Origin of the sequence: Pseudomonas nitroreducens TX1 (assembly GCF_000313755.1) — a bacterium.
GTDB classification, from domain to species: Bacteria; Pseudomonadota; Gammaproteobacteria; order Pseudomonadales; family Pseudomonadaceae; genus Pseudomonas; species Pseudomonas nitroreducens_A.
On sequence record NZ_AMZB01000078.1, the window covers coordinates 19,695 to 40,030 of the forward strand.

Annotated in this window: 23 protein-coding genes and 1 tRNA gene; 13 read left to right on the plus strand and 11 right to left on the minus strand. The window is 65.2% G+C overall.

Annotated features, from left to right (window positions below):
• Positions 1 to 291 precede the first annotated feature (291 nt).
• Entirely contained in the window at positions 292 to 1,638 is a 1,347-nt protein-coding gene (locus C167_RS0104095; protein ID WP_017516991.1) for a class II 3-deoxy-7-phosphoheptulonate synthase, read from the plus strand.
• 129 nt (positions 1,639 to 1,767) lie between these two features.
• On the plus strand, positions 1,768 to 2,529 hold the full coding sequence (locus C167_RS0104100; protein ID WP_017516992.1) for a M48 family metalloprotease: 762 nt from the start codon (positions 1,768 to 1,770) through the stop codon (positions 2,527 to 2,529).
• Positions 2,530 to 2,563: 34 nt separating this feature from the next.
• On the opposite strand, the gene C167_RS0104105 is transcribed toward C167_RS0104100, so the two are convergent.
• From C167_RS0104105 to C167_RS0104115, 3 genes are all read right to left on the minus strand, one after another.
• Positions 2,564 to 3,784 (minus strand): winged helix-turn-helix domain-containing protein, encoded by a 1,221-nt coding sequence (locus C167_RS0104105; protein WP_017516993.1) that lies wholly within the window; start codon positions 3,782 to 3,784, stop codon positions 2,564 to 2,566.
• A gap of 60 nt (positions 3,785 to 3,844) precedes the next feature.
• A complete protein-coding gene (locus C167_RS0104110; protein WP_017516994.1) occupies positions 3,845 to 4,315 on the minus strand; it encodes a DUF3291 domain-containing protein in 471 nt (156 codons plus the stop codon).
• Between the two features lie 75 nt (positions 4,316 to 4,390).
• Entirely contained in the window at positions 4,391 to 4,636 is a 246-nt protein-coding gene (locus C167_RS0104115) for a DUF1127 domain-containing protein (RefSeq protein ID WP_026078797.1), read from the minus strand.
• 97 nt (positions 4,637 to 4,733) lie between these two features.
• Here C167_RS0104115 and C167_RS0104120 point away from each other — a divergent pair, with 97 nt between their 5' ends.
• Positions 4,734 to 5,585, plus strand: coding sequence for a LysR family transcriptional regulator (locus tag C167_RS0104120; protein WP_017516996.1), 852 nt, complete (start codon positions 4,734 to 4,736; stop codon positions 5,583 to 5,585).
• A 6-nt stretch (positions 5,586 to 5,591) separates the two neighbouring features.
• Here the strand turns inward: C167_RS0104120 and C167_RS0104125 are convergent, their stop codons facing one another.
• The gene (locus tag C167_RS0104125) at positions 5,592 to 6,338 is read right to left on the minus strand and encodes a sulfite exporter TauE/SafE family protein (RefSeq protein ID WP_017516997.1); all 747 of its coding nucleotides are present in this window, start codon (positions 6,336 to 6,338) and stop codon (positions 5,592 to 5,594) included.
• Positions 6,339 to 6,445: 107 nt separating this feature from the next.
• Here C167_RS0104125 and C167_RS0104130 point away from each other — a divergent pair, with 107 nt between their 5' ends.
• The 3 genes from C167_RS0104130 to C167_RS0104140 all read left to right on the plus strand — a co-directional run bounded on the left by C167_RS0104130 (position 6,446) and on the right by C167_RS0104140 (position 8,515).
• Positions 6,446 to 7,402, plus strand: coding sequence for a LysR family transcriptional regulator (locus tag C167_RS0104130; protein WP_017516998.1), 957 nt, complete (start codon positions 6,446 to 6,448; stop codon positions 7,400 to 7,402).
• 63 nt (positions 7,403 to 7,465) lie between these two features.
• Positions 7,466 to 7,915: a MarR family winged helix-turn-helix transcriptional regulator gene (locus C167_RS0104135; RefSeq protein ID WP_017516999.1), complete on the plus strand. Its 450-nt coding sequence runs from the start codon at positions 7,466 to 7,468 to the stop codon at positions 7,913 to 7,915.
• Between the two features lie 171 nt (positions 7,916 to 8,086).
• A complete protein-coding gene (locus C167_RS0104140; protein WP_017517000.1) occupies positions 8,087 to 8,515 on the plus strand; it encodes an organic hydroperoxide resistance protein in 429 nt (142 codons plus the stop codon).
• Positions 8,516 to 8,593: 78 nt separating this feature from the next.
• On the opposite strand, the gene efp is transcribed toward C167_RS0104140, so the two are convergent.
• Together efp and earP are read right to left on the minus strand one after the other, a co-directional pair.
• Positions 8,594 to 9,160 carry an elongation factor P gene (efp, locus tag C167_RS0104145; protein WP_017517001.1) on the minus strand — a complete coding sequence of 189 codons (567 nt, stop codon included), beginning with the start codon at positions 9,158 to 9,160 and terminating at the stop codon, positions 8,594 to 8,596.
• A 42-nt stretch (positions 9,161 to 9,202) separates the two neighbouring features.
• Complete coding sequence (earP, locus tag C167_RS0104150; RefSeq protein WP_017517002.1) at positions 9,203 to 10,330, minus strand: elongation factor P maturation arginine rhamnosyltransferase EarP; 1,128 nt, start codon at positions 10,328 to 10,330, stop codon at positions 9,203 to 9,205.
• A 161-nt stretch (positions 10,331 to 10,491) separates the two neighbouring features.
• Here earP and C167_RS0104155 point away from each other — a divergent pair.
• Together C167_RS0104155 and oprI are read left to right on the plus strand one after the other, a co-directional pair.
• Positions 10,492 to 10,581 (plus strand) — tRNA-Ser (locus C167_RS0104155).
• Between the two features lie 412 nt (positions 10,582 to 10,993).
• Positions 10,994 to 11,245 (plus strand): outer membrane lipoprotei OprI, encoded by a 252-nt coding sequence (gene oprI, locus C167_RS0104160; RefSeq protein WP_017517003.1) that lies wholly within the window; start codon positions 10,994 to 10,996, stop codon positions 11,243 to 11,245.
• 144 nt (positions 11,246 to 11,389) lie between these two features.
• Here the strand turns inward: oprI and C167_RS0104165 are convergent, their stop codons facing one another.
• From C167_RS0104165 to C167_RS0104175, 3 genes are all read right to left on the minus strand, one after another.
• Positions 11,390 to 12,370 (minus strand): L,D-transpeptidase family protein, encoded by a 981-nt coding sequence (locus C167_RS0104165; protein WP_017517004.1) that lies wholly within the window; start codon positions 12,368 to 12,370, stop codon positions 11,390 to 11,392.
• A gap of 73 nt (positions 12,371 to 12,443) precedes the next feature.
• Positions 12,444 to 12,722 (minus strand): hypothetical protein, encoded by a 279-nt coding sequence (locus C167_RS0104170; RefSeq protein WP_017517005.1) that lies wholly within the window; start codon positions 12,720 to 12,722, stop codon positions 12,444 to 12,446.
• Positions 12,723 to 12,809: 87 nt separating this feature from the next.
• Positions 12,810 to 13,415: an arylesterase gene (locus tag C167_RS0104175; RefSeq protein WP_026078798.1), complete on the minus strand. Its 606-nt coding sequence runs from the start codon at positions 13,413 to 13,415 to the stop codon at positions 12,810 to 12,812.
• Positions 13,416 to 13,425: 10 nt separating this feature from the next.
• On the opposite strand from C167_RS0104175, the gene C167_RS0104180 reads away from it, so the two are divergent.
• From C167_RS0104180 to greB, 3 genes are read left to right on the plus strand one after another with little or no spacing between them, the layout of a single operon-like run.
• On the plus strand, positions 13,426 to 14,109 hold the full coding sequence (locus C167_RS0104180) for an ABC transporter ATP-binding protein (RefSeq protein ID WP_017517007.1): 684 nt from the start codon (positions 13,426 to 13,428) through the stop codon (positions 14,107 to 14,109).
• 13 nt (positions 14,110 to 14,122) lie between these two features.
• Positions 14,123 to 16,624 (plus strand): ABC transporter permease, encoded by a 2,502-nt coding sequence (locus C167_RS0104185; RefSeq protein WP_017517008.1) that lies wholly within the window; start codon positions 14,123 to 14,125, stop codon positions 16,622 to 16,624.
• A gap of 41 nt (positions 16,625 to 16,665) precedes the next feature.
• Positions 16,666 to 17,163 (plus strand): transcription elongation factor GreB, encoded by a 498-nt coding sequence (gene greB / locus C167_RS0104190; RefSeq protein ID WP_017517009.1) that lies wholly within the window; start codon positions 16,666 to 16,668, stop codon positions 17,161 to 17,163.
• Between the two features lie 33 nt (positions 17,164 to 17,196).
• On the opposite strand, the gene C167_RS0104195 is transcribed toward greB, so the two are convergent.
• On the minus strand, positions 17,197 to 17,517 hold the full coding sequence (locus C167_RS0104195) for a hypothetical protein (protein WP_017517010.1): 321 nt from the start codon (positions 17,515 to 17,517) through the stop codon (positions 17,197 to 17,199).
• A 182-nt stretch (positions 17,518 to 17,699) separates the two neighbouring features.
• Between C167_RS0104195 and thpR the strand changes: the two genes are divergently transcribed.
• On the plus strand, positions 17,700 to 18,218 hold the full coding sequence (gene thpR, locus C167_RS0104200; RefSeq protein WP_026078799.1) for an RNA 2',3'-cyclic phosphodiesterase: 519 nt from the start codon (positions 17,700 to 17,702) through the stop codon (positions 18,216 to 18,218).
• On the opposite strand, the gene C167_RS0104205 is transcribed toward thpR, so the two are convergent.
• Positions 18,204 to 19,103, minus strand: a complete 900-nt coding sequence (locus C167_RS0104205) for a LysR family transcriptional regulator (protein ID WP_017517012.1) — start codon at positions 19,101 to 19,103, stop codon at positions 18,204 to 18,206. The genes thpR and C167_RS0104205 overlap by 15 nt on opposite strands.
• 93 nt (positions 19,104 to 19,196) lie before the next feature.
• On the opposite strand from C167_RS0104205, the gene C167_RS0104210 reads away from it, so the two are divergent.
• Complete coding sequence (locus C167_RS0104210; protein ID WP_017517013.1) at positions 19,197 to 20,225, plus strand: YeiH family protein; 1,029 nt, start codon at positions 19,197 to 19,199, stop codon at positions 20,223 to 20,225.
• Positions 20,226 to 20,336 lie beyond the last annotated feature (111 nt).

Consider the following 20,336-nt stretch of genomic DNA (forward strand, 5'->3'; position numbering starts at 1 on the left):
TCAAGACGGCCAGCCACGACCGCCACTTCGGCAAGGCCTCAAGAATAACAGCCCAAGAGGCACAACCCAGCATGCGTCAGCGCAACGCCCGTCCCGCCTTCGTCGAACGACACCTTCCCCCGCACAGATTTCAGCTTCAGCACGCACCCGCGTGCTGCGCGGGCGGCTGATCGCCTTTCAGCGTTCCCCTGGACAAGGATGTCCCCCCTTTCTCGCGCGCCGCCACGCGCGGGGCAAAAGCCGAGCTGATACCATGGGCGGATACCGTCCACAGCCGCGAAGACCCCGCCGATGAGCCTGCCCTGGAGCCCCGATAGCTGGAGAAGCAAGCCGATCCAGCAACAGCCCGCCTACCCCGACGCCCACCGCGTGAGCGAAGTCGAGCGCACCCTGGCCAGCTTCCCGCCGCTGGTCTTCGCCGGCGAGGCACGCGAACTGCGCCGGCAGTTTGCCGAGGTCACGGCCGGCCGTGCCTTCCTGCTGCAGGGCGGCGACTGCGCCGAAAGCTTCGCCGAGTTCTCCGCGGCAAAGATCCGCGACACCTTCAAGGTGCTGCTGCAGATGGCGGTGGTGATGACCTTCGCCGCCGGCTGCCCGGTGGTCAAGGTCGGGCGCATGGCCGGGCAGTTCGCCAAGCCGCGCTCCTCCGGCGATGAAACCATCGGCGGCGTGACCCTGCCCGCCTACCGCGGCGACATCGTCAACGGCATCGGCTTCGACGAGAAGAGCCGCGTACCGGACCCGGAACGCCTGCTGCAGGCCTACCACCAGTCCACCGCCTCGCTGAACCTGCTGCGCGCCTTCGCCGGTGGCGGTTTCGCCGACCTGCATCAGGTACACCAGTGGAACCTCGACTTCATCGCCAACTCGGCACTGTCGGAGCGGTATCAGCAACTGGCTGACCGCATCGACGAGACCCTCGCCTTCATGCGCGCCTGTGGCCTGGACACCGCGCCGCAGCTGCGCGAAACCAGCTTCTTCACCGCCCACGAAGCGCTGCTGCTGAACTATGAGGAAGCCTTCATCCGCCGCGACAGCCTGACCGGCGACTGGTACGACTGCTCGGCGCACATGCTGTGGATCGGCGACCGCACCCGCCAGCTCGATGGCGCCCATGTTGAGATGCTGCGCGGCGTGGGCAACCCCATCGGCGTGAAGGTCGGCCCGAGCATGGACAGCGAGGAGCTGATCCGCCTGATCGACATCCTCAACCCGGACAACGACCCCGGCCGCCTCAACCTCATCGTGCGCATGGGCGCGGACAAGGTCGGCGACGGCCTGCCGCGCCTGATCCAGACCGTGCAGCGCGAGGGCAGGCAGGTGCTGTGGAGTTCAGACCCCATGCACGGCAACACCATCAAGGCCTCCAGCGGCTACAAGACCCGCGACTTCGCGCGCATCCTCGCCGAGGTCCGGCAGTTCTTCGAAGTGCACCAGGCCCAGGGCAGCTACGCCGGTGGCATCCACATCGAGATGACCGGGCAGAACGTCACCGAGTGCATCGGCGGCGCGCGCCCGATCACCGAAGATGGCCTGAGTGACCGGTACCACACCCACTGCGATCCGCGCCTGAACGCGGACCAGTCGCTGGAGCTGGCCTTCCTGATCGCGGAAACCCTGAAGCAGGTGCGCCGCTGAATCCGACACGAGTCTCACAGCCATCCTAAAACCACTTCCTGCAATTGACGGTAACGGGGCGCCTGCCTAGAGTGGCGCCCCGCACGGCAGCCGCCGCGCCATGGAAATCGTCAACCAAGGAAGATTCCGATGCTACTCCACCGTTCCCTGCTCGCCCTCGTTGTCAGCACCGCCGCAGCCCTCTCCGGCTGCCAGAACATGAACACCGACAGCCTCATGCAGTCGGGCATGATGGCCATGAAGGCCGCCACCCTGAGCGACGCCGAGATCAAGCAGGTCGCCGACGAAGCCTGCGCCAAGCAGGACGCCGAAGCGCAGATCGCTCCGGCCAACAGCCCCTACACCCAGCGCCTGGACAAGATCGCCGCCGCCCTGGGCAACCCGCTCACCGGCACCGCGGTCAACTACAAGGTCTACCTCACCGACGACATCAACGCCTTCGCCATGGCCAACGGCTGCGTGCGCGTTTACTCCGGCCTGATGGACCTGATGAACGACAACGAAGTGGAAGGCGTGCTCGGCCACGAGATCGGCCACGTCGCCCTGGGCCACATCAAGAAGGCCACCCAGACCGCCTACGCAGCCGCTGCCGCACGCAACGCCGCTGCCGCCTCGGGCAATGCCACCGTGGCAGCGCTGTCGCAGTCGCAGCTGGGCGAGATCGGCGAGGCGCTGGTCAACGCACAGTTCTCCCAGTCCCAGGAATCAGCCGCCGATGACTACTCCTTCGACTTGCTGAAGAAGCGCGGCATCCCGCTGGAAGGCCTGGCCACTGCCTTCGACAAGCTGGCCAAGCTGAGCGGCGGCAAGGAGAGCAGCATGTTCGACTCGCACCCCGGCTCGCAGCAGCGCGCGGACCACATCCGCCAGCGCATCGCCAGCGGCAAGTGATCCCAGGCGGGCCTCTTCGGAGGCCCGTTCGTTTTCAGGCCTGCGCCAGCAGTCCTTGCAGGCGTTCGCCGGATGGCCGCCTGCAGTTCACCACCACCCGCTCCAGCCCGAGCCAGTTCGCCATCTCCCCCAGTTGCCGCGCCAGCGCGGCATGCCCCTCCTCGCCCAGGCCCTTTTCCTCCTCGTGGACGGCATGCACCACCAGCTTCGCGGCGGCGCGGTCAGAACGCAGATCGACCCGCGCGGCGAGATGCTCATCAAACAGGAACGGCAGTACGTAGTAGCCGTAAACGCGCTTGTGCTGCGGCGTGTAGATTTCCAGACGGTAGCGGAAGTCGAACAGCCGCTCGGTGCGGGCGCGCTCCCAGACCAGCGAATCGAAAGGCGAGAGCAAGGCACTGGCGCGTACCTTGCGCGGGATCACCGGGTCCGCCAGGCAATAGGCGGGCGTCTGCCAGCCCTGGACCTGCACCGGCAACAGCTCGCCCGCCTCCACCAGCTCGACCAGCCGCGCCTTGCTGTCGGCAGGGTCGAGACGGAAGTAATCGCGCAGGTCCCTCTCGGTGGCCACACCCAGCGCTTGCGCCGAATGCAGCAGCAACTGGCGCTGCGCCTCGTCTTCCTCCAGTTCGGGCTGTTGCAGCAGATCGGAAGGCAAGACGCGTTCGGGCAAATCGTAAAGCCGCTCGAAGCCGCGCCGCCCGGCGACCGTCACCTCGCCCGCGGCGAACAGCCACTCCAGCGCGTGCTTCTCGTCGCTCCAGTCCCACCAGGGGCCGGCGCGTTCCTGGCGGGTGGTCAGGCTGCCGGCACCCAGCGACCCCTGCTCGCGCACGGCATCCAGCACCCGCCGGATCACCGCTTGCTGCTCACGCCCGAAACGCGCCAGTTGCTGGTAGATCCCGCGCCCCTCGGCTGCGCGGCGCATGCGCCAGCGCATCAGCGGATAGAAGTCCAGCGGCAGCAGCGACGCTTCATGCCCCCAGTATTCGAATAGCCGACGATGACGGCCGCCACTCCAGGCGGCCTCTTCCAGCAGCGCCGGCGAGTAGGTACCCAGGCGCGAGAACAGCGGCAGGTAGTGCGAGCGCACCAGCGCGTTCACCGAGTCGATCTGCAGTACGCCCAGTCGTTCCAGCACACTGCGCACATGGCGACGCTGCACCTCGCCGCTGGGCTTGCGCAGCGTGAAGCCCTGGGCAGCCAGGGCGAGGCGGCGAGCCTGCTTGAGGGACAAGGATTCAACGGTCGGCATCGCGGACTCCACGGCGGGTCAAGCCCTAGAGCCTAACGCCAATTGCGCTGCCTCGCTGCATCAGGCGGGTTCACCGAGCCGCTGGGGCATGGGGAAAGGCCGCGCGAAGGTGAAGACTTCTGCCGAGGGGCCTTCCAGCCGGAGACGCTCCAGGCGATCGCGGGCCAGCATCACGTCCGGCAGCTCGCCTTCGGGCATCCACCAGAGCGCAAGGCTCGGCGCGGGCAGGCGCTCCATCCAGTCGCGCTTGCTGCGCAGCACCTGCAGGTGCTCGCCGGCATAGACGTAGTCCTTGAGCGACTCGACGGATTCCCAGACGGACAGGTTGACGATGATCAGCGGGTCTTCGAAGACGCGGATGGCAGTGGCATCGCCCTCCTCCGTCTGCAAACGCCAGACAAAGCCGGGGCTGCGCTCGGCAAGGGCGTTGATGTGATCGAGCTGGTCGACGAACCCCTTCATCAGGGGGTGATCCAACGGGGCACGGGCCTTGGCGATGTTGAGCTGGGCGAGATGGTATCGGGGGGACATGGGCATCCTTGTCATGACGTTGATCAGATTTGCAAAGGCGGGCGGCACGGCGGGAGTCCGTGCCGCCCGGCGGGCTCAACGGCGGACATAGTCCGCCCAGAAGGGGCGCTCGACTTCCTGCTGGATATCGGCGCGGCTCAGGCCGATGTCCTTGAGCGCCTCATCGCTCATGGTCGCCAGCTCACGACGCTGGCGGGCCAGCTCATGCCAGTGCAGGACACGCTGGATGGCGCGCTTCCACAGCGGTACGGCCGCGGCTTTGTGATCGGAAGATTTGTGAACATGGTAGGACGTTGCTACGAAACCTAGTTGACCTTTCATCATGCTTCCCTCCCTGTGGGGTTGGATGCAGTTTCCCGCTCGCGCTAAGATCAATCCAACGAATCATTCTTATGCAACCCATCTCGGAGATTGATGAATGAGCAGCTTCCCCAGCATCGACAGCGAACTGCTGCGCACCTTCGTCGCCATCGCCGACCACGGTGGCTTCACCCGCGCCGCCGAGATGGTCAACCGCACGCAGTCGGCGGTGAGCATGCAGATGAAACGCCTGGAGGAAGACGTGCTGGAGCGCAGCCTGTTCGAGCGCGACGGCCGCCAGGTGCGCCTGACGCCGGAAGGCCAGATCCTGCTGGGCTATGCGCGGCGCATCCTGCGATTGCAGGGCGAGGTGTTCAACACCTTCCGCCAGCCGCACATGGTCGGCTCGGTGAAGATCGGCACGCCGGACGACTATGTGATGCGCTTCCTGCCCAGCATCCTCTCGCGCTTCGCCGAGGCCTACCCGCTGGTGCAGGTCGAGGTGCATTGCGAGTCGTCCGCGCAATTGCTGCTGCGCAACGACCTGGACCTGTCCATCGTCACCCGCGAGCCGGGCACCGAGATCGGCCAGCTGCTGCGGCAGGAAGATTTCGTCTGGATGGCCGCCGAGAGCTTCTGCCCACAGGATCAGCGCCCCCTGCCATTGGCAATGTTCAACACCGCCTGCTTCTGCCGCGCCTGGGCCTGCAATGCCCTGGAGGCGATGGAGGTGGACTACCGCATCGCCTACAGCAGCCCGAGTCTGTCGGCGCTGTTCGCCGTGGCCAGCGCGGGCCTCGCGGTGACCGCGCAACTGCGCAGTCTGCTCACAGGCAACCTGCGCATCCTCGGCGAGGACGAGGGCCTGCCGGTGCTGCCCAACGCCAGCATCGTCCTGCTGCGCGGACAGAAGATGACGCCGGTGACCGACAAGCTGGCCGAGTACATAGTCGAAGGCTTCCGCTCGTAAGGCGGCTCAGCGCACCGCCAGCAGTGCCGCACAGACGACCAGGAAAGCGCTGAAAGCCATGCGCAGTTGACGCTCGGGCAGCGCATGAGCCAGGCCCACGCCCCAGGAGATGCTCACCAGCCCGCCCAGCGCCAGCGCGCCGCCCATGCGCCAGTCCACATGGCCGTGCACCGCATAGGTCGCCAGCGCTACGCCTGTGCTGGGCGCCGCCAGTGCCAGCGCGAGGCCCTGGGCGACCACCTGAGTCAGGCCGAAGACGGACGTCAATACCGGCGTCGCCAGCACGCCACCGCCCACGCCGAACAGCCCGCCCAGCGAACCCGCGCCCAGCCCCAGCACGCCCATCCACGGCAGCCCGTAGCGCGGCGTGCTGCTGCCCTGGGGAACAGCTTGGAACAGGCGCACCAGCAGATATACCGCGAGCAGAACCAGGAAGACCACGAAGGCGGTGCGCATGCTGCGGCCATCCAGGTTCACCGCGATGCTGGAGGCAAAGAACGCGCAGACCAGACCGGTCAGCGCCAGCACGCCGGCCTGCGCCAGATCGATGCGGTTGCGCTGGTGGTAACGCCAGATCGCCAACAGCACGTTCGGCACCACCATCACCAACGCGGTGCCCTGCGCCAGTTGCTGATCCAGCCCGAAGAGCACGCCCAGCGCCGGAATCGCCAGCAACCCGCCGCCGATACCGAACAGCCCACCCAGGCTGCCCAGCACGACGCCGAGCACAAAGTCCAGGACCAGATTCCACATCACGCACCTCCACAACAATGCGCTCATGCTAGGAAAACCCGGCTGGATGGGAAACGCAAAGCGCAGCACAATGGCTTTGCATTTTGCGCACAGTGGTAATAAAACCCATGAACTCTACCGGCCTGGAAGACCAGCTCGACCTCTATCTGGACGTACTCGACCACGGCAGCTTCTCCGCCGCCGGCCGCCTGCGCCAGCTCACCCCTTCTGCCGTGGCGCGGCGCATGGACTCCCTGGAGGAAGGACTAGGCTCAACCTTGCTGACCCGTAGCACCCACAGCGTACGCGCCACTCCGGCGGGCCTGGCGTTTGCCGAGCGAGCGCGGCGCATAGTCGTCGAGCTGCGCCAGGCGCGAGCGGAAGCGGTTTCCCTGAGCACCGCGCCGGAAGGCCTGATCCGCATCGACGCTCCCGTACCCTTCGGTCGCCGCCATCTGGCACCGGCGCTGGCAGACTTTCTCACCGCCAATCCCGGCCTCGACGTGCAACTGCGGCTGATCGACAGTTTCACCGACACCCGCGGGGAGAACCTCGGCCAAGTCGACCTGGTTCTGCGAATCGGCACCCTGCCTGACAGCCGCCTGGTTGCCACGCGCCTGGCACCCATGCGGCGGATTGTCTGCGCGAGCCCCGCCTACCTGCAGCAGCACGGCAACCCGGCCTCACCGCTGGAGCTGCCGGAGCACACCGGCCTCGACTGGGAAGGTCTCGCGCCGCCGCTGGCCTGGCGCTTCCTGATCGACGGCAAGCTGCAACACCTGCGGCCGCGTCGGCTGCGCATGACCGCCAACAACGCCGAAACGCTGGTGGAAGGCGCGCTGCAAGGCATCGGCCTTGCCCACCTGCCCACCTGGCTGTGCAGCGAATACCTGATCTCCGGCCAACTGCTGCCGTTGTTCTGCGAGAACGGCCTTCCTGAACCGGAGCCCGGGGTCATCCATGCATTGCGCCTGGAGCGCGGCACCCACCCGCGCAGCGAGCGCCTGCTGGCCTTCCTGCTGCAGCGTTTCGGCTTCCCGCCGCCGTGGGACGCCGCGCTGGCGGAAGCGCTGTTCAAGAATTAACCATCGCGCTAAATTAATGCGCAATCACCTCTTCGCTTCGAGCGTCCCGACCAGGAGCACGCCATGACCCGGAAAGACCCGACCTGCGAAGCCCTCAAGCTGGATAACCAGCTGTGCTTCGCCCTCTACTCCACCTCCCTGCAAATGACCAAGGTCTACAAGCCGCTGCTGCAGGATCTGGGGCTCACCTACCCGCAGTACATCGCCATGCTGGTGCTATGGGAGGAAGACGGCATCACCGTGGGAGAAATCAGCTCACGCATGCTCACCGACCCCGGTTCCCTCACACCCCTGCTCAAGCGCCTGGAGGCCGAAGGCCTCATCACCCGCACCCGCAGCCAAGCCGACGAGCGCGTGGTGCAACTGCGCCTGACGGACAAGGGCCGTGAGCTGCGCCGACAGGCGGAGAGCATTCCGGCCTGCATCCTGGCCAGCAGCGGTCTGACGTTGGACAGTCTGAAGCATCTTCAGGAGGAGCTCGTGGACCTGCGCGGTCATCTGCAAGGCCCCTAATCCGGGGCTTATGCCAAAGATGCAGGTTCCTTAGTCAGAAATCTTCCAATAATTATCTTGCGCACTAACTTAAATCGAACTAACTTTCACCTCACGAACTGCTTAGCGCACAAGATATTAAGCAGCCAGACACCTCTTCCAGACATCCCAGACAGCGAATCGGAGACCACCATGCAAACCATCAAAGCCCTCTACACCGCCACTGCTACCGCCACTGGAGGCCGTGACGGCCGCGCCATCTCCTCGGACGGCATCCTCGACGTGAAACTCTCCACCCCGCGTGAACTGGGCGGTGCGGGTGGCGAAGCCACCAACCCGGAACAGCTGTTCGCCGCCGGCTACTCGGCCTGCTTCATCGGCGCCATCAAGTTCGTCGCCAGCCAGAGCAAGAAACAGATCCCGGCGGACGCCTCCATCACCGGCAAGGTCGGCATCGGCCAGATCCCCGGCGGTTTCGGCCTGGAAGTGGAACTGAACATCAACCTGCCGGGCCTGGACCAGGCCGAGGCCGAAGACCTGGTCGCCAAAGCCCACCAGGTCTGCCCCTACTCCAACGCCACCCGCGGCAACATTGACGTGCGCCTGAACGTCAGCGTCTGATTCCAGCGCCGACAAACCAGAACGCCAGAAACGAAAAAGCCCGGCATCAGCCGGGCTTTTTTGCATCTCGAATCAGGCTCAGGCCTTGACGCGGGACTTGTACTCACCAGTGCGGGTATCGATCTCGATGGAGTCACCGATTTCGCAGAAGGCGGAAACCTGGACTTCAGCACCGTTCTTCAGGCGGGCAGTCTTCATCACTTTACCGGAGGTGTCGCCACGGACAGCCGGCTCGGTGTAGACGATTTCGCGAACGATGGTGGTCGGCAGTTCAACGGAGATCACTTTCTCGTTGTAGAAGACGGCTTCGCAGACATCGGTCATGCCGTCTTCGATGAAGGTCAGCACGCCTTCCAGATCGTCTTTCTCGATCTCGTACTGGTTGAACTCGGTGTCCATGAAGACATACAGCGGGTCCGCGAAGTAGGAGTAGGTGACTTCCTTGCGATCGAGGATGATCGGCTCCAGCTTGTCGTCGGCCTTGAACACGGTCTCGGTGCCGGCACCGGTCAGCAGGTTCTTCAGCTTCATCTTGACGACCGCGGAGTTACGGCCGGACTTGTTGAACTCGGCCTTCTGGATGACCCAGGGGGCGCCATTGATGTTGGCAACCTGGCCAGCGCGGAACTCTTGTGCGGTTTTCATACGATTATCCGATTGGATTGGAGACAAAAATCAGGGGCCATATCATAGCCAATTTGTATAAAAACGCACCAGCCCCGCGGCAAGATCGGTTTGTTCGCTCAGCCGCCGCTGCCAATTGCCAATCCACGCGGCCCACTCCGGCAGCCGTTTCTCCAACTTTCTCCAGGCATCGCCGACGTTCCCCTGGCCATTCCACGCCATCCAGAACGACTGCAGCTTCGCCCGCAGCGCGTTGTCCATCCCCTCGCAGAACAACGCCAGGAAAGCTTGCAGTTTCTCCAGGTGAACGTCCTCGTCCTGCTGGTAGATGTGCCAGACGAACGGCCGCCCTGCCCATTGTGCGCGCACGAAGGAATCCTCGCCGCGCACCGCGTTGACATCGCAACTCCACAGCAGCGTGTCGTAGTCTTCCTGGCGCACGAAGGGCAATACCTGCACGCGCAGGGCGTCCTTCCGGTACTGCTCCCCGACGCCCAGCGCCTGCCCCGCCCAACGCTCCACGTCGACAAGCACTCTGCCTTCTGGCACCAGCAGCAACGTGGCAGTTTGGCTTTCGGCCAGCGCATCCAGCCAGCCGCCCAGCGCGACGTTCTCATAAGCGAACAGGGAAATGCGCCGCTCGCAGGGATGGGGGTGCACGCCGAGGCTTTCCAGGAAGCGCAGGCTGGCTGACGAATCGGCCTGGAAGGCATCGCGCCGGGCAATCAGGTCGTCCTCGCGCAATAACCCGCCCGTCGCAAAGGTGAAGCCTGGAAAATAGAAATACTTCTGCAGACCGCTGGCCTGCATCGACGGCAGACCGTGGCACGACTCTATCCACGACTCGGCACTGAGGTATTCCAGGTTCAGCCACAAGGAAGGCTTCGGGCGTTGGCTCATCGCTTCTATATAGGCAGCCGGCATTTCGCAGGCGAAGGCCTCGATCACAACATCCGCCGCTGGCGTGTGCTGCCAGGGCCTGGGCCACAGCCGGACTTCCACTTCCGACTGCCGCTGCGAGGCAGCCCGGCCATCGGCCGCCGGACAGATGCGTGCGAACGCCGCCAGGTCGTCGACCCACAGGCGGACCTGCTGACGGTGTTCGCCGGCCAATTGACGGGCCAACCGCCAGGTGACGCCGATGTCGCCATAGTTGTCGACTACGCTGCAGAAGATGTCCCAGCTGGCCATGCGCTTTTCCAGGTATCAGAAGCCGCCAGTGTACCCGCGATCCGGACCATGCTCCTTAAGCCGATGAATCCCTTGGAAAAAATTTTCAAAAAAGATTTGCCAAGGAGGAAACCTTTGAGTAAAGTGCGCGCCTCGACAGACACAGCGCTGTCGAGAAATCTGGTGAGGTGTCCGAGCGGTTGAAGGAGCACGCCTGGAAAGTGTGTATACGAGAAATCGTATCGAGGGTTCGAATCCCTCCCTCACCGCCAGATTCATGAAGAAGCCCGGCTAAGCAATTAGCCGGGCTTTTTCGTTTTCCCCTTCACACTTTCTTCACCTGTTGCGACCTATTTGCAAGTTGTCGGTTGGACAACTGCGCAAGGCGGATTAAACAGTTGATCGATCAGTGTCGACACTACTCCGAAAGCTTGGTTCCGAACATCGCGAACCCGCCCCAGCGCCCTGCTGGCGCCCGCTGGTAACACTTCTTTGCCAGATTGGACAGTTTTTGCCCAAACCGGCCTCGCACAACTGCGAAGAGCGACCTAACATGAAAAAAAAGTGCCGTACTTGCGCTTGGTCAGTTTACTTACTACAAGTAATGGGTACTATGTAGTCCGGCTAATTTCCCAGTCATGGGAGATTGCTTTTAATGGAAATGTCCACCTTAAGGGGAACACGATGAACAACGTTCTGAAATTCTCTGCTCTGGCTCTGGCTGCTGTTCTGGCCACCGGTTGCAGCAGCCACTCGAAAGAAACCGAAGCACGTCTGACCGCTACTGAAGACGCCGCTGCTCGCGCTCAAGCCCGTGCCGATGAAGCTTATCGCAAGGCTGACGAAGCTCTGGCCGCCGCTCAGAAAGCCCAGCAGACCGCTGACGAGGCTAACGAGCGCGCCCTGCGTATGCTGGACAAAGCCAGCCGCAAGTAATAGATCTTCGGATCTGTTCGAAAAAACCGACCCTTCGGGGTCGGTTTTTTATGCCCGCTGCCTTGTCTCCACGACAATGCAACGGGCACTAAAAAGCCCGCTCGACCGGTGACGGTCGGCGGGCTTTCCAGTGCGCGCTACATGTTACTGCAGCGGCATGGCGTCCTGATCGGCAGTGGCGGCAACCGAACCGCCCTGCACGGGCTGCGGCTGGGCAATGGCAACCGGCAGGCCATCTTCAGCGGCAACCACTTCGCGCACGACGTTCCAGTCCATCTGCATCTGGCTGGCGATGTCCTCGCGCTTGAGCAGGGCATTGATCACCGCGGTGTGCTTGTCGACCACGGACGGATCACCGTTATCGTCGATCGGCGCATGGGCTTCGAGATAGATCTTGCCCTCGCTGCGGCCGAACTTGTACGGCTCGTTGATGATGCGCACCTTGGTGCCCACCGGAATCATCGAGAACAGTTGGGTCACGTCCCAGTTGTACATGCGGAAGCAACCGTGGCTGGTGCGGGTACCGATGCCGAACTTCTTGTTCGAGCCATGGATCAGGTAGCCGTGGAAGCCCAGGCTCATCTTGTACGGACCCAGCGGGTTGTCCGGGCCCGGCGGCACTACGCTCGGCAGCGGGTCGCCGTCGGCGGCATGCTCGGCGCGGATCGAGGCCGGCGGGTACCAGGCCGGATCCTTGGTCTTGGCGATCACACTGGTGCTGCCCACCGGCGAACCCCAGCCTTCACGTCCGATACCCAGGGCGTAGGTGTAGACGACGTTCTTGTCCTTGGGGAAGTAGTACAGGCGGTATTCGGCGAGGTTGATCACCACGCCTTCGCGCGGACCGGCCGGCAGGACGAAACGGGTCGGGATGATGATCTCGGTACCCACGCCCGGCAGCCAGGCATCGACGCCTGGGTTGGCGGCGATCATCTCGGAGTAGCCGAGACCGTATTTCTCGCCGAGGTCGGCAAAGGTGTCTTCGTACTTGGCCTTGATCACCTGGACCTGGCCGACGATATCGTCGCCCGGCGCCGGCAGCGGCAATTCAATGGCGGAAACGGGGCCGGCCGAGAGCAGCGCGGCGAGGGACAGCGAGCAGGCGGCAATGACGCGCGACAACATCCGAGGATCCTTGACATGGGCAATGGGCAAAGGATAACCAGTTTACCACTGCAAGCCCCGTCAACGGGAGATATCAGACGAGCCAGGAACTGCGCGCGCCGCGCTTTTCCTCTTCGAGTTGTTTCAGGCATGCCGCGCAGATGCGCCGATCGCGCAGCAGCGGTTTCTCGGCTCCACGCCACATCGGCTGCGCCGGCAGCAGGCTGCCGCACAGCGTGCGGTCGGCCGGGGTACCCAGCTCCAACTGGCGCGCGACCAGATGCACCCGGACCTCGCGGCAGGCGAACAGATCCAGCTGTTCATCGGGTTCGATCAACTGGTAGGCGAAGAGGGTCCAGGCGGGGCGCGACATAGGGGGTTCCAGAAGGGTGCGCAAACATAGCCGAAAGGCAGGGCGCGGGGAAGCCTCGATTCCGTGGTTTATCAGAGCATCGACTGATCAGAGTAGCGGCTTGAGGGTCGGCCACACGTTGTCGAGCAGTTTAGGCTGCGCGACCACCGCCGGATGGATGCCGTCGGCCTGCATCATGTCCTGCACGCCCCCTACCCCCTCGAGGAAGAACGGCACCAGGGCAATCTTCTGCTCACTCGCCACGCTGTCGAAGACTTTGGCGAACGCATCGGTATAGCGCTGACCGTAATTGGGCGGCAGGCGCATGCCGAGCAGGATCACCTGGGCGCCCGCCTTCTGCGACTGCTGAACCATGCCGCTAAGATTCTGTTGCAATTGCGCCGGGGCCATTCCACGCAGGCCGTCGTTGCCACCCAGTTCGATCACCACCAGCTTCGGTTTCTGCTCCGAAAGCAGCGCCGGCAGCCGCGCGAGGCCTCCGGCCGTGGTGTCGCCGGAGATCGACGCATTCACCACCTTGTAGTCGAAACCCTGCTCCTTCAGGCGCTTGTCCAGCAGGTTGACCCACCCCAGGCTGGTATCCAGCCCCAAACCGGCGCTGATACTATCGCCGACGACCAACAGCGTCTGCGCCGCGGCCTGCTGCGTGATCAGAAGCAACGCCAGGCAGCCGCCCATTAGCCATGCACGCATCGGATTCTCCATGAGCGAACGCATTCTCACCGCGCGGAACCTTAGCAAGGTTGTTTCCAGCGCGGAAGGCAAGCTGACCATCCTCCACGATCTCTCCCTCGAGCTCGCCCGCGGCGACAGCCTCGCCATCGTCGGCAGCTCGGGCTCGGGAAAGTCCACCCTCCTGGGCCTGCTCGCCGGGCTCGACCTGCCCAGCGGCGGCGAGATCGTCCTGCTCGGGCACACCCTCGGCCGTCTCGATGAGGACCAGCGCGCGCGGGTACGCGCCGCCCACGTCGGCTTCGTCTTCCAGTCCTTCCAGTTGCTCGACAGCCTCAATGCGCTTGAAAACGTCATGCTGCCGCTGGAGCTGGATGGCCGCAAGGACGCCGAGCCGCGCGCCCGCGAGCTGCTGGACCGGGTCGGCCTCGGCCAGCGCCTGACCCACTACCCTCGCCAGCTCTCCGGGGGCGAGCAGCAGCGTGTCGCCATTGCCCGCGCCTTCGCCGCCGAACCGGACGTACTGTTCGCCGACGAACCCACCGGCAACCTCGACACCCACACCGGCGAGCGTATCAGCGACCTGCTCTTCGAGCTGAACCGCGAGCGCGGCACCACCCTGATCCTGGTGACCCACGACGAGCGCCTCGCCCACCGCTGCCAGCGCCACATCCGCCTGGAAAGCGGCCACCTGATCGACCACGTCGAACCCTGACGGACGAGAGCCGATGAAGCCACTGTCGCTGCCCAACCTGTTTCGCCTGTCCCTGCGCCAGCTGTGGCGCGAGGGCCGCAGCGGCGAACTGCGCGTGCTGTTCTTCGCCCTGCTGATAGCAGTGGCCGCCAGCTCCGCGATCGGCTATTTCAGCGCTCGCCTGAACGGCGCCATGCTGGTCCGCGCCGCCGAATTCCTCGGCGCGGACCTGGTACTCAGCGGCACCCAGCCGGCGCAGCGGGAACAGATCGAACGCGGCCTCCAGCTCGGTTTGCAGCACGCCCAGAGCGTGGAATTTTCCAGCGTGGTGGCCACCGACAACGGCATCCAGCTGAGCAGCGTGAAAGCGGTCGGCGACAGCTATCCGCTGCGCGGCGAACTGAAGAGCGCGGCTGCGCCCTTGCAGCCGGAAGTCGAGGGCGGCCGACCGGCTCCGGGTGATATCTGGGTCGAATCGCGCCTGCTGGCCAGCCTCGACCTGAAGATCGGCGACAGCGTCGACATCGGCCGCAAGTCCCTGCGCATCGCCCGCGTACTGACCTATGAACCGGACCGCGCCGGCGACTTCTACAGCCTCACCCCGCGCGTGATGATGAGCCTGCACGACCTGGACGCCACCGGGGTGGTACAGCCCGGCAGCCGGGTACGCTATCGCGACCTCTGGGGCGGTGCGCACGACGCCCTGCAAAGCTACCGGCAGGCGACCCAGGGCAACCTTGCCGCCAACCAGGAACTGCAGGACGCCCATCACGGCAACCGGCAGATCGGCGATGCCCTGGGCCGTGCCGAGCGCTACCTGAACCTCGCCAGCCTTGCCGCCGTGCTGCTCGCCGGCGTGGCCGTGGCGCTGTCGGCCAACCGCTTCGCCACGCGCCGCTTCGACGCCAGCGCGCTGCTGCGCTGCCTGGGTCTGTCGCGCCGCGAAGCCCTCCTGCTGTATGGCAGTCAACTACTCACCCTGGGACTGGCTGCCAGTGTCTGCGGCGCCTTCCTCGGCTGGCTTGCGCAGCTCGGCCTGATGCATCTGCTGGGCAACCTGCTGCCGCCGGAAATCCCCGATGCCGGCATAGTCCCCGCACTGGCCGGCATGGCGACCGGCCTGGTCGCGCTGGCGGGTTTCGGCCTGCCGCCGCTCGCCGCCCTCGGCCGCGTACCGCCGCTGCGAGTGCTGCGCAGCGACCTGCTGCCGGTACCGATGCGCACCTGGGCCGCCTACGGCTGCGCCCTGCTCGCCCTCGGCCTGATCATGTGGCGCCTGAGCCTGGACCTGAAACTCACCCTCGCCCTGCTCGGTGGCGGCGCCATCGCCGCGGCGGTCCTCGGCTTCATCCTGCTGCTGGCCTTGCGTGGCCTGCGCCGCGCGCTCCAGGGCGCCAGCCTGCCGTGGCGGCTGGGCCTGGGCCAGCTGCTGCGCTATCCGCTGGCCGCTGCCGGGCAGAGCCTCGCCTTCGGCCTGATCCTGCTGGCCATGGCACTGATCGCGCTGCTGCGCGGCGAGCTGCTGGACACCTGGCATTCCCAATTACCGCCCAACGCACCGAACCACTTTGCCCTGAACATCCTGCCGGCCGAGAAAGAAGGTTTCTCGCAACGCGTGAAGGCGCTCTCGCCCAACGCCGAAGACCTCTACCCGATGGTACCCGGCCGGCTGGTGGCGGTGAACGGCAAGCCCGTCCAAACACTGAAGGAAGATGTGCGCAGCGAACGCGCCCTGCACCGCGACCTCGGCCTGACCTGGTCGGCGCGCCTGCCCTCGGGCAACCAGATAGTCGCTGGCGACTGGTGGCAGGCCGGCGAGAAGAGCGAGCTGCCCGGTGTCTCGGTGGAAGAGAAGCTCGCCGGCAATCTCGGCCTCAAGGTCGGCGACCACCTGAGCTTCACCGTCGCCGGGCAGACGCGTGAAGCGCAGATCCGCAGCCTGCGCTCGGTGAAGTGGGACAATTTCCAGCCCAACTTCTTCATGGTCTTCGAGCCCGGCACGCTGACCGACCTGCCGGTGACCTACCTGACCAGCTTTTATCTGCCGGCCAGCCAGGAGCGCCAGTTGATCGAACTGGCCCGCGCCTACCCCACCGTCACCCTGCTGCCGGTGGACGCCCTGCTCGCGCAGCTGCGCAGCATCCTCGACCAGGTGACGCTGGCAGTGGAGTACGTGCTGGTGTTCGTTCTCGCGGCCGGCTTTGTGGTGTTGTTCGCGGGCCTGCAGGCGACCCTCGACGAACGCCTGCGCCAGGGTGCGCTGCTGCGTGCGCTGGGCGCCGAGCGCGGCCTGCTGATGCGCACGCGGCGCAGCGAGTTCGCCCTGCTCGGGGCGGTCAGCGGCCTGCTGGCGGCGCTGGGCTGCGAGCTGATCAGCTACCTGCTCTACCGGCTGGTATTCGACCTGCCGTGGAGTCCGCATCCCTGGCTGCTGGTGTTACCCGTCCTCGGTGCGTTGCTGGTCGGCGGCGCAGGCTTGCTGGGTACCCGCCGCGCGCTCAACGTGAGCCCATTGCGCCTGCTGCGCGAGAGCTGATCGGGTAGACTGCCCCGATCACTTTCGTCGCACTGGATGCCATGAGCCGCTATCGTCCGCCCCGCCCCGCCGGTACCCCGCTGATCACTCCCGAAGGCGAAGCGCGCCTGCGCGCCGAACTGCACGAACTGTGGAACGTGCGCAGGCCCCAGGTGACCCAGTCGGTCAGCGAGGCCGCCGCGCAAGGCGACCGTTCGGAGAACGCCGAATATACCTACGGCAAGAAGATGCTGCGCGAGATCGACAGCCGCGTGCGCTTCCTGCGCAAACGCCTGGAGAACTGCAAGGTGGTCAGCGAGCGTCCGGCCGATCCGAACAAGGTCTACTTCGGCGCCTGGGTCACCCTGGAAGACGAGGACGGCGAGCAGGCCCGTTACCGCATCGTCGGCCCGGACGAACTGGACCTGCGCAACAACCACATCAGTATCGACTCCCCCCTGGCCCGCGCCCTGGTGGGCAAGGAACTGGATGCCGAGGTGATGGTTCGCAGCCCATCCGGCGAGAAGATGTGGTTCGTGGTGGAAATCGAGTACCCCTGAGTGCCGCCAGAGAACGACGTTCCTACAGAATGATCAGAGCGCCGGTGGGCGGCGGGTAATCAGCCCCTGCCGGGCAACACGGATCAGCTCGTGGATAGCCGACTCCAGCTGTTCGGCCGCCGGCGACTGCACCACCGCGAAGTCGAAGCTGTCGGACGGGAAACGCGCGAGATCGGCAAAGGTCTCGGCGAACTGGATCAGGAAGGTGCGCGAGCCGTTCCAGCGCTTGGGCCAGCCATCGAGGTAACGGACGAGGGTGGGCTGGTGATTGCCGCCCAGGAGGATCTTCGGATTGCGGCGCAGCAGGCCGGTGGTGATGGGGGCCAGGCGCACATGCGGGTTGGGACAGGTCATGGTGTCTAGTCTTCCGCCTCAAGGGTCCTGCTGGACGCGGCGAGAGGCACACCGAACCAGCGCTTTAGCGGTATTTCGATGTCAGCCATCGCTGCATCCGCGCCCCGCAAGTTGCTACTTAAATCGGCGCTGTGCGGCATCCTAGAGAAGCCCCGGCAAAGCTGTCAAGGAGACTTCAGTCGATGACCACACCCCCCATGCGGCTGTTCTTCGCCCTGCCCTGCCCGGTGGAACTGGCGATGCGCATCTGCTCCTGGCGCGACAGCCTGCACCACGACGGCCAGCCCGTAGCCCAGGCCAACCTGCACCTGACCCTGGCCTTTCTCGGCTCCGTACCACGCGGCCGCAAGGCGGAATTGCGCGCCATCGGCGAACGCCTGCCACGCCAGGGCTTCAACCTGGAGCTGAACCACGTCGCGCGCCGGAACAATGGCATCCTGCACCTGGCGCCCAGCAGCGTGCCGGTTGCTCTGTACGAACTGGTGCAGGCGTTGCGCGATGGGCTGCAGGCCGGAGGATTCGAGGTCGAACATCGCCCGTTCCATCCCCATGTCACCCTCGCCCGCCACGCCCAGCACACGCCGGCCGCCACTGCTGCCTTTGTACTACCCGCCCAGGCCGTGACGCTGTTCAGCTCGGAGAACAGCCCTAGCGGCGTGCACTACCGCGCCATCGGCGAGTGGCCGCTAGATCGCGCCTGACCGCGCCGCCCATTCCTGGGCGTAATCGAGGAAGCGACGCAGGCCCGCCGTAGGGTACTTGTCGACATGCAGCGCGCGGAAGAACGTGCGCCGCAAAGGCCCCAGCGGGTTATCCAGATGCACCAGCTCGCCGCGCTCCAGCTCCGCCTGCACCACGCGCTGCGACAGGCAACCGATGCCGAAACCGCTGCCCACCAGATGCTTGATCGCTTCAGCGTTGCTCACCTCCAGAGGCGCGTTGACGCTACCCAGGCGCGGCAATACCTGTTGCTCGAACGTCACGCGGGTACCGGAACCGGACTCACGCAACACCCAGCGCGCCGCTGCCAGATCCCTCAGACCGATGCGCTCGGCCCGCGCCAAAGGGTGATCAGGCGCGACAACCAGCAGCAACTCATCGGCCATCCAGGGCGTGAGCTGGATCTGCGGATGCTGGATCGGCGCCTCGATGAAGGCCACGTCCAGCCGGAACTCGGCCAGGGCCTCGATCACCCCGCCGCTATTGGCAACCTGCAACTCCAGACGGCTTTCGGGCAGTTCGCCGAGAAAGCCGGCCATGACCTGCGGTAGCAGGTAGCCACCGATGCTGCGACTGGCACCGAGGCTCAGCTGCACCGGCGCCGACTCGAACAGGCTCTCCAGCTCTGCGCTCTGCGCCAGCAGCGCACTGGCCTTGGGGTAGAAAGCGCGGCCATTGTCGTTCAGCGCCAGGCGCTTGCCGCTTCGGTCGAACAGGCGAGTGCCGAGCGCGCGCTCCAGTTCCTGCAAAGCCTGGCTCGCGGCGGACTGCGAAAGCGCGATGCGCGCGGCCGCCTGGGTCACGTTGCCCAGTTCGGCAATCGCAGTGAAGGTCGCCAGTTGGCGAAGGGTGATGCGCGGGCCCATATTGATAAAACCGGTCAACCCAATAAGAACAATCCGTTTTTACACTAAGTACACCGGCGGCACCATGGCTTCACCTTACACAAGGAGCCTGCAATGAACGCCCCTCGCCGCCTGCCCTACTATCTCCCCGGCGCCCTGCTCTGCCTGGCTATCGCCTTCGGCTCCCGCCAGCTCATGGAAATCCCCGCGCTGCAGCACCTGGGGCTTGGCAGCCTGACCCTGGCGATTCTCATCGGTCTGCTGGCCGGAAACCTGGGGCTCGCGCGCTTCGGCAGCATTCGCCCCGGCATCGACCTGTCGCGCCAGCAGCTGCTGCGCCTGGGCGTGGTGCTCTACGGCCTGCGCCTGACCTTCCAGGACATCGCCGCCCTCGGCCCGGCAGCATTGGTCATCGACGTGTTGATGGTCGCCAGCACCCTGACCGTCGCCTGGTGGATCGGCGAACGCTGGCTCAGGCTGCCGCGCGAAAGCGCCCTGCTGATCGGCGCGGGCAGTGCCATCTGCGGAGCCGCCGCCGTCATGGCGAGCAGCCCGGTGCTCAAGGCGCGTGCCGAGCACACCGCTGTCGCGGTGGCCACCGTGGTGCTCTTCGGTACCCTGGCGATGCTGCTTCACCCGATGATCTACGCGGCGCTGCCCAATCTGTTCGGTAGCGAGCAGGCCTTCGGCGTGTTCACTGGCTCGACCATCCATGAGGTCGCCCAGGTGGTTGCCGCCGGTCGCGCCATGGATCCGGCCGCCGCCGATGCCGCGCTGATCAGCAAGATGCTGCGGGTCCTGCTGCTGGCTCCGGCCCTGCTGATCCTCGGACGCGTTGGAAGTGCCGAAGTCGCTGAACCCGGCGCACGCCGCAAGCTGCATATCCCCGGCTTCGCCGTGTTCTTCCTGCTGGTGACCGGCCTGCGCTCGCTGGGCTGGGTACCGCAAAACTGGCTGGCACCGCTGCAGCAACTGGACGACGTGATGCTCGGCATGGCGATGGCCGCCCTGGGCCTTGCCACCCGCCTGGGCGACCTGCGCAAGGAAGGCCCCAAGCCGCTGCTGCTGGGCGCCGGGTTGTTCGTGTTCCTGCTGGTGGGCGGCGGCCTGATCAATGGCGGCGTGCAATACCTCTTCCATTGATATGAAACCCATGCAGGGACGAGCAGGCTGGTTTCTGCACGAGGAACCCACGAAAAATGCCGGGCTGATGCCCGGCATTCTCTTTGCTCTTCGTAGGAGATTCTATGTCTA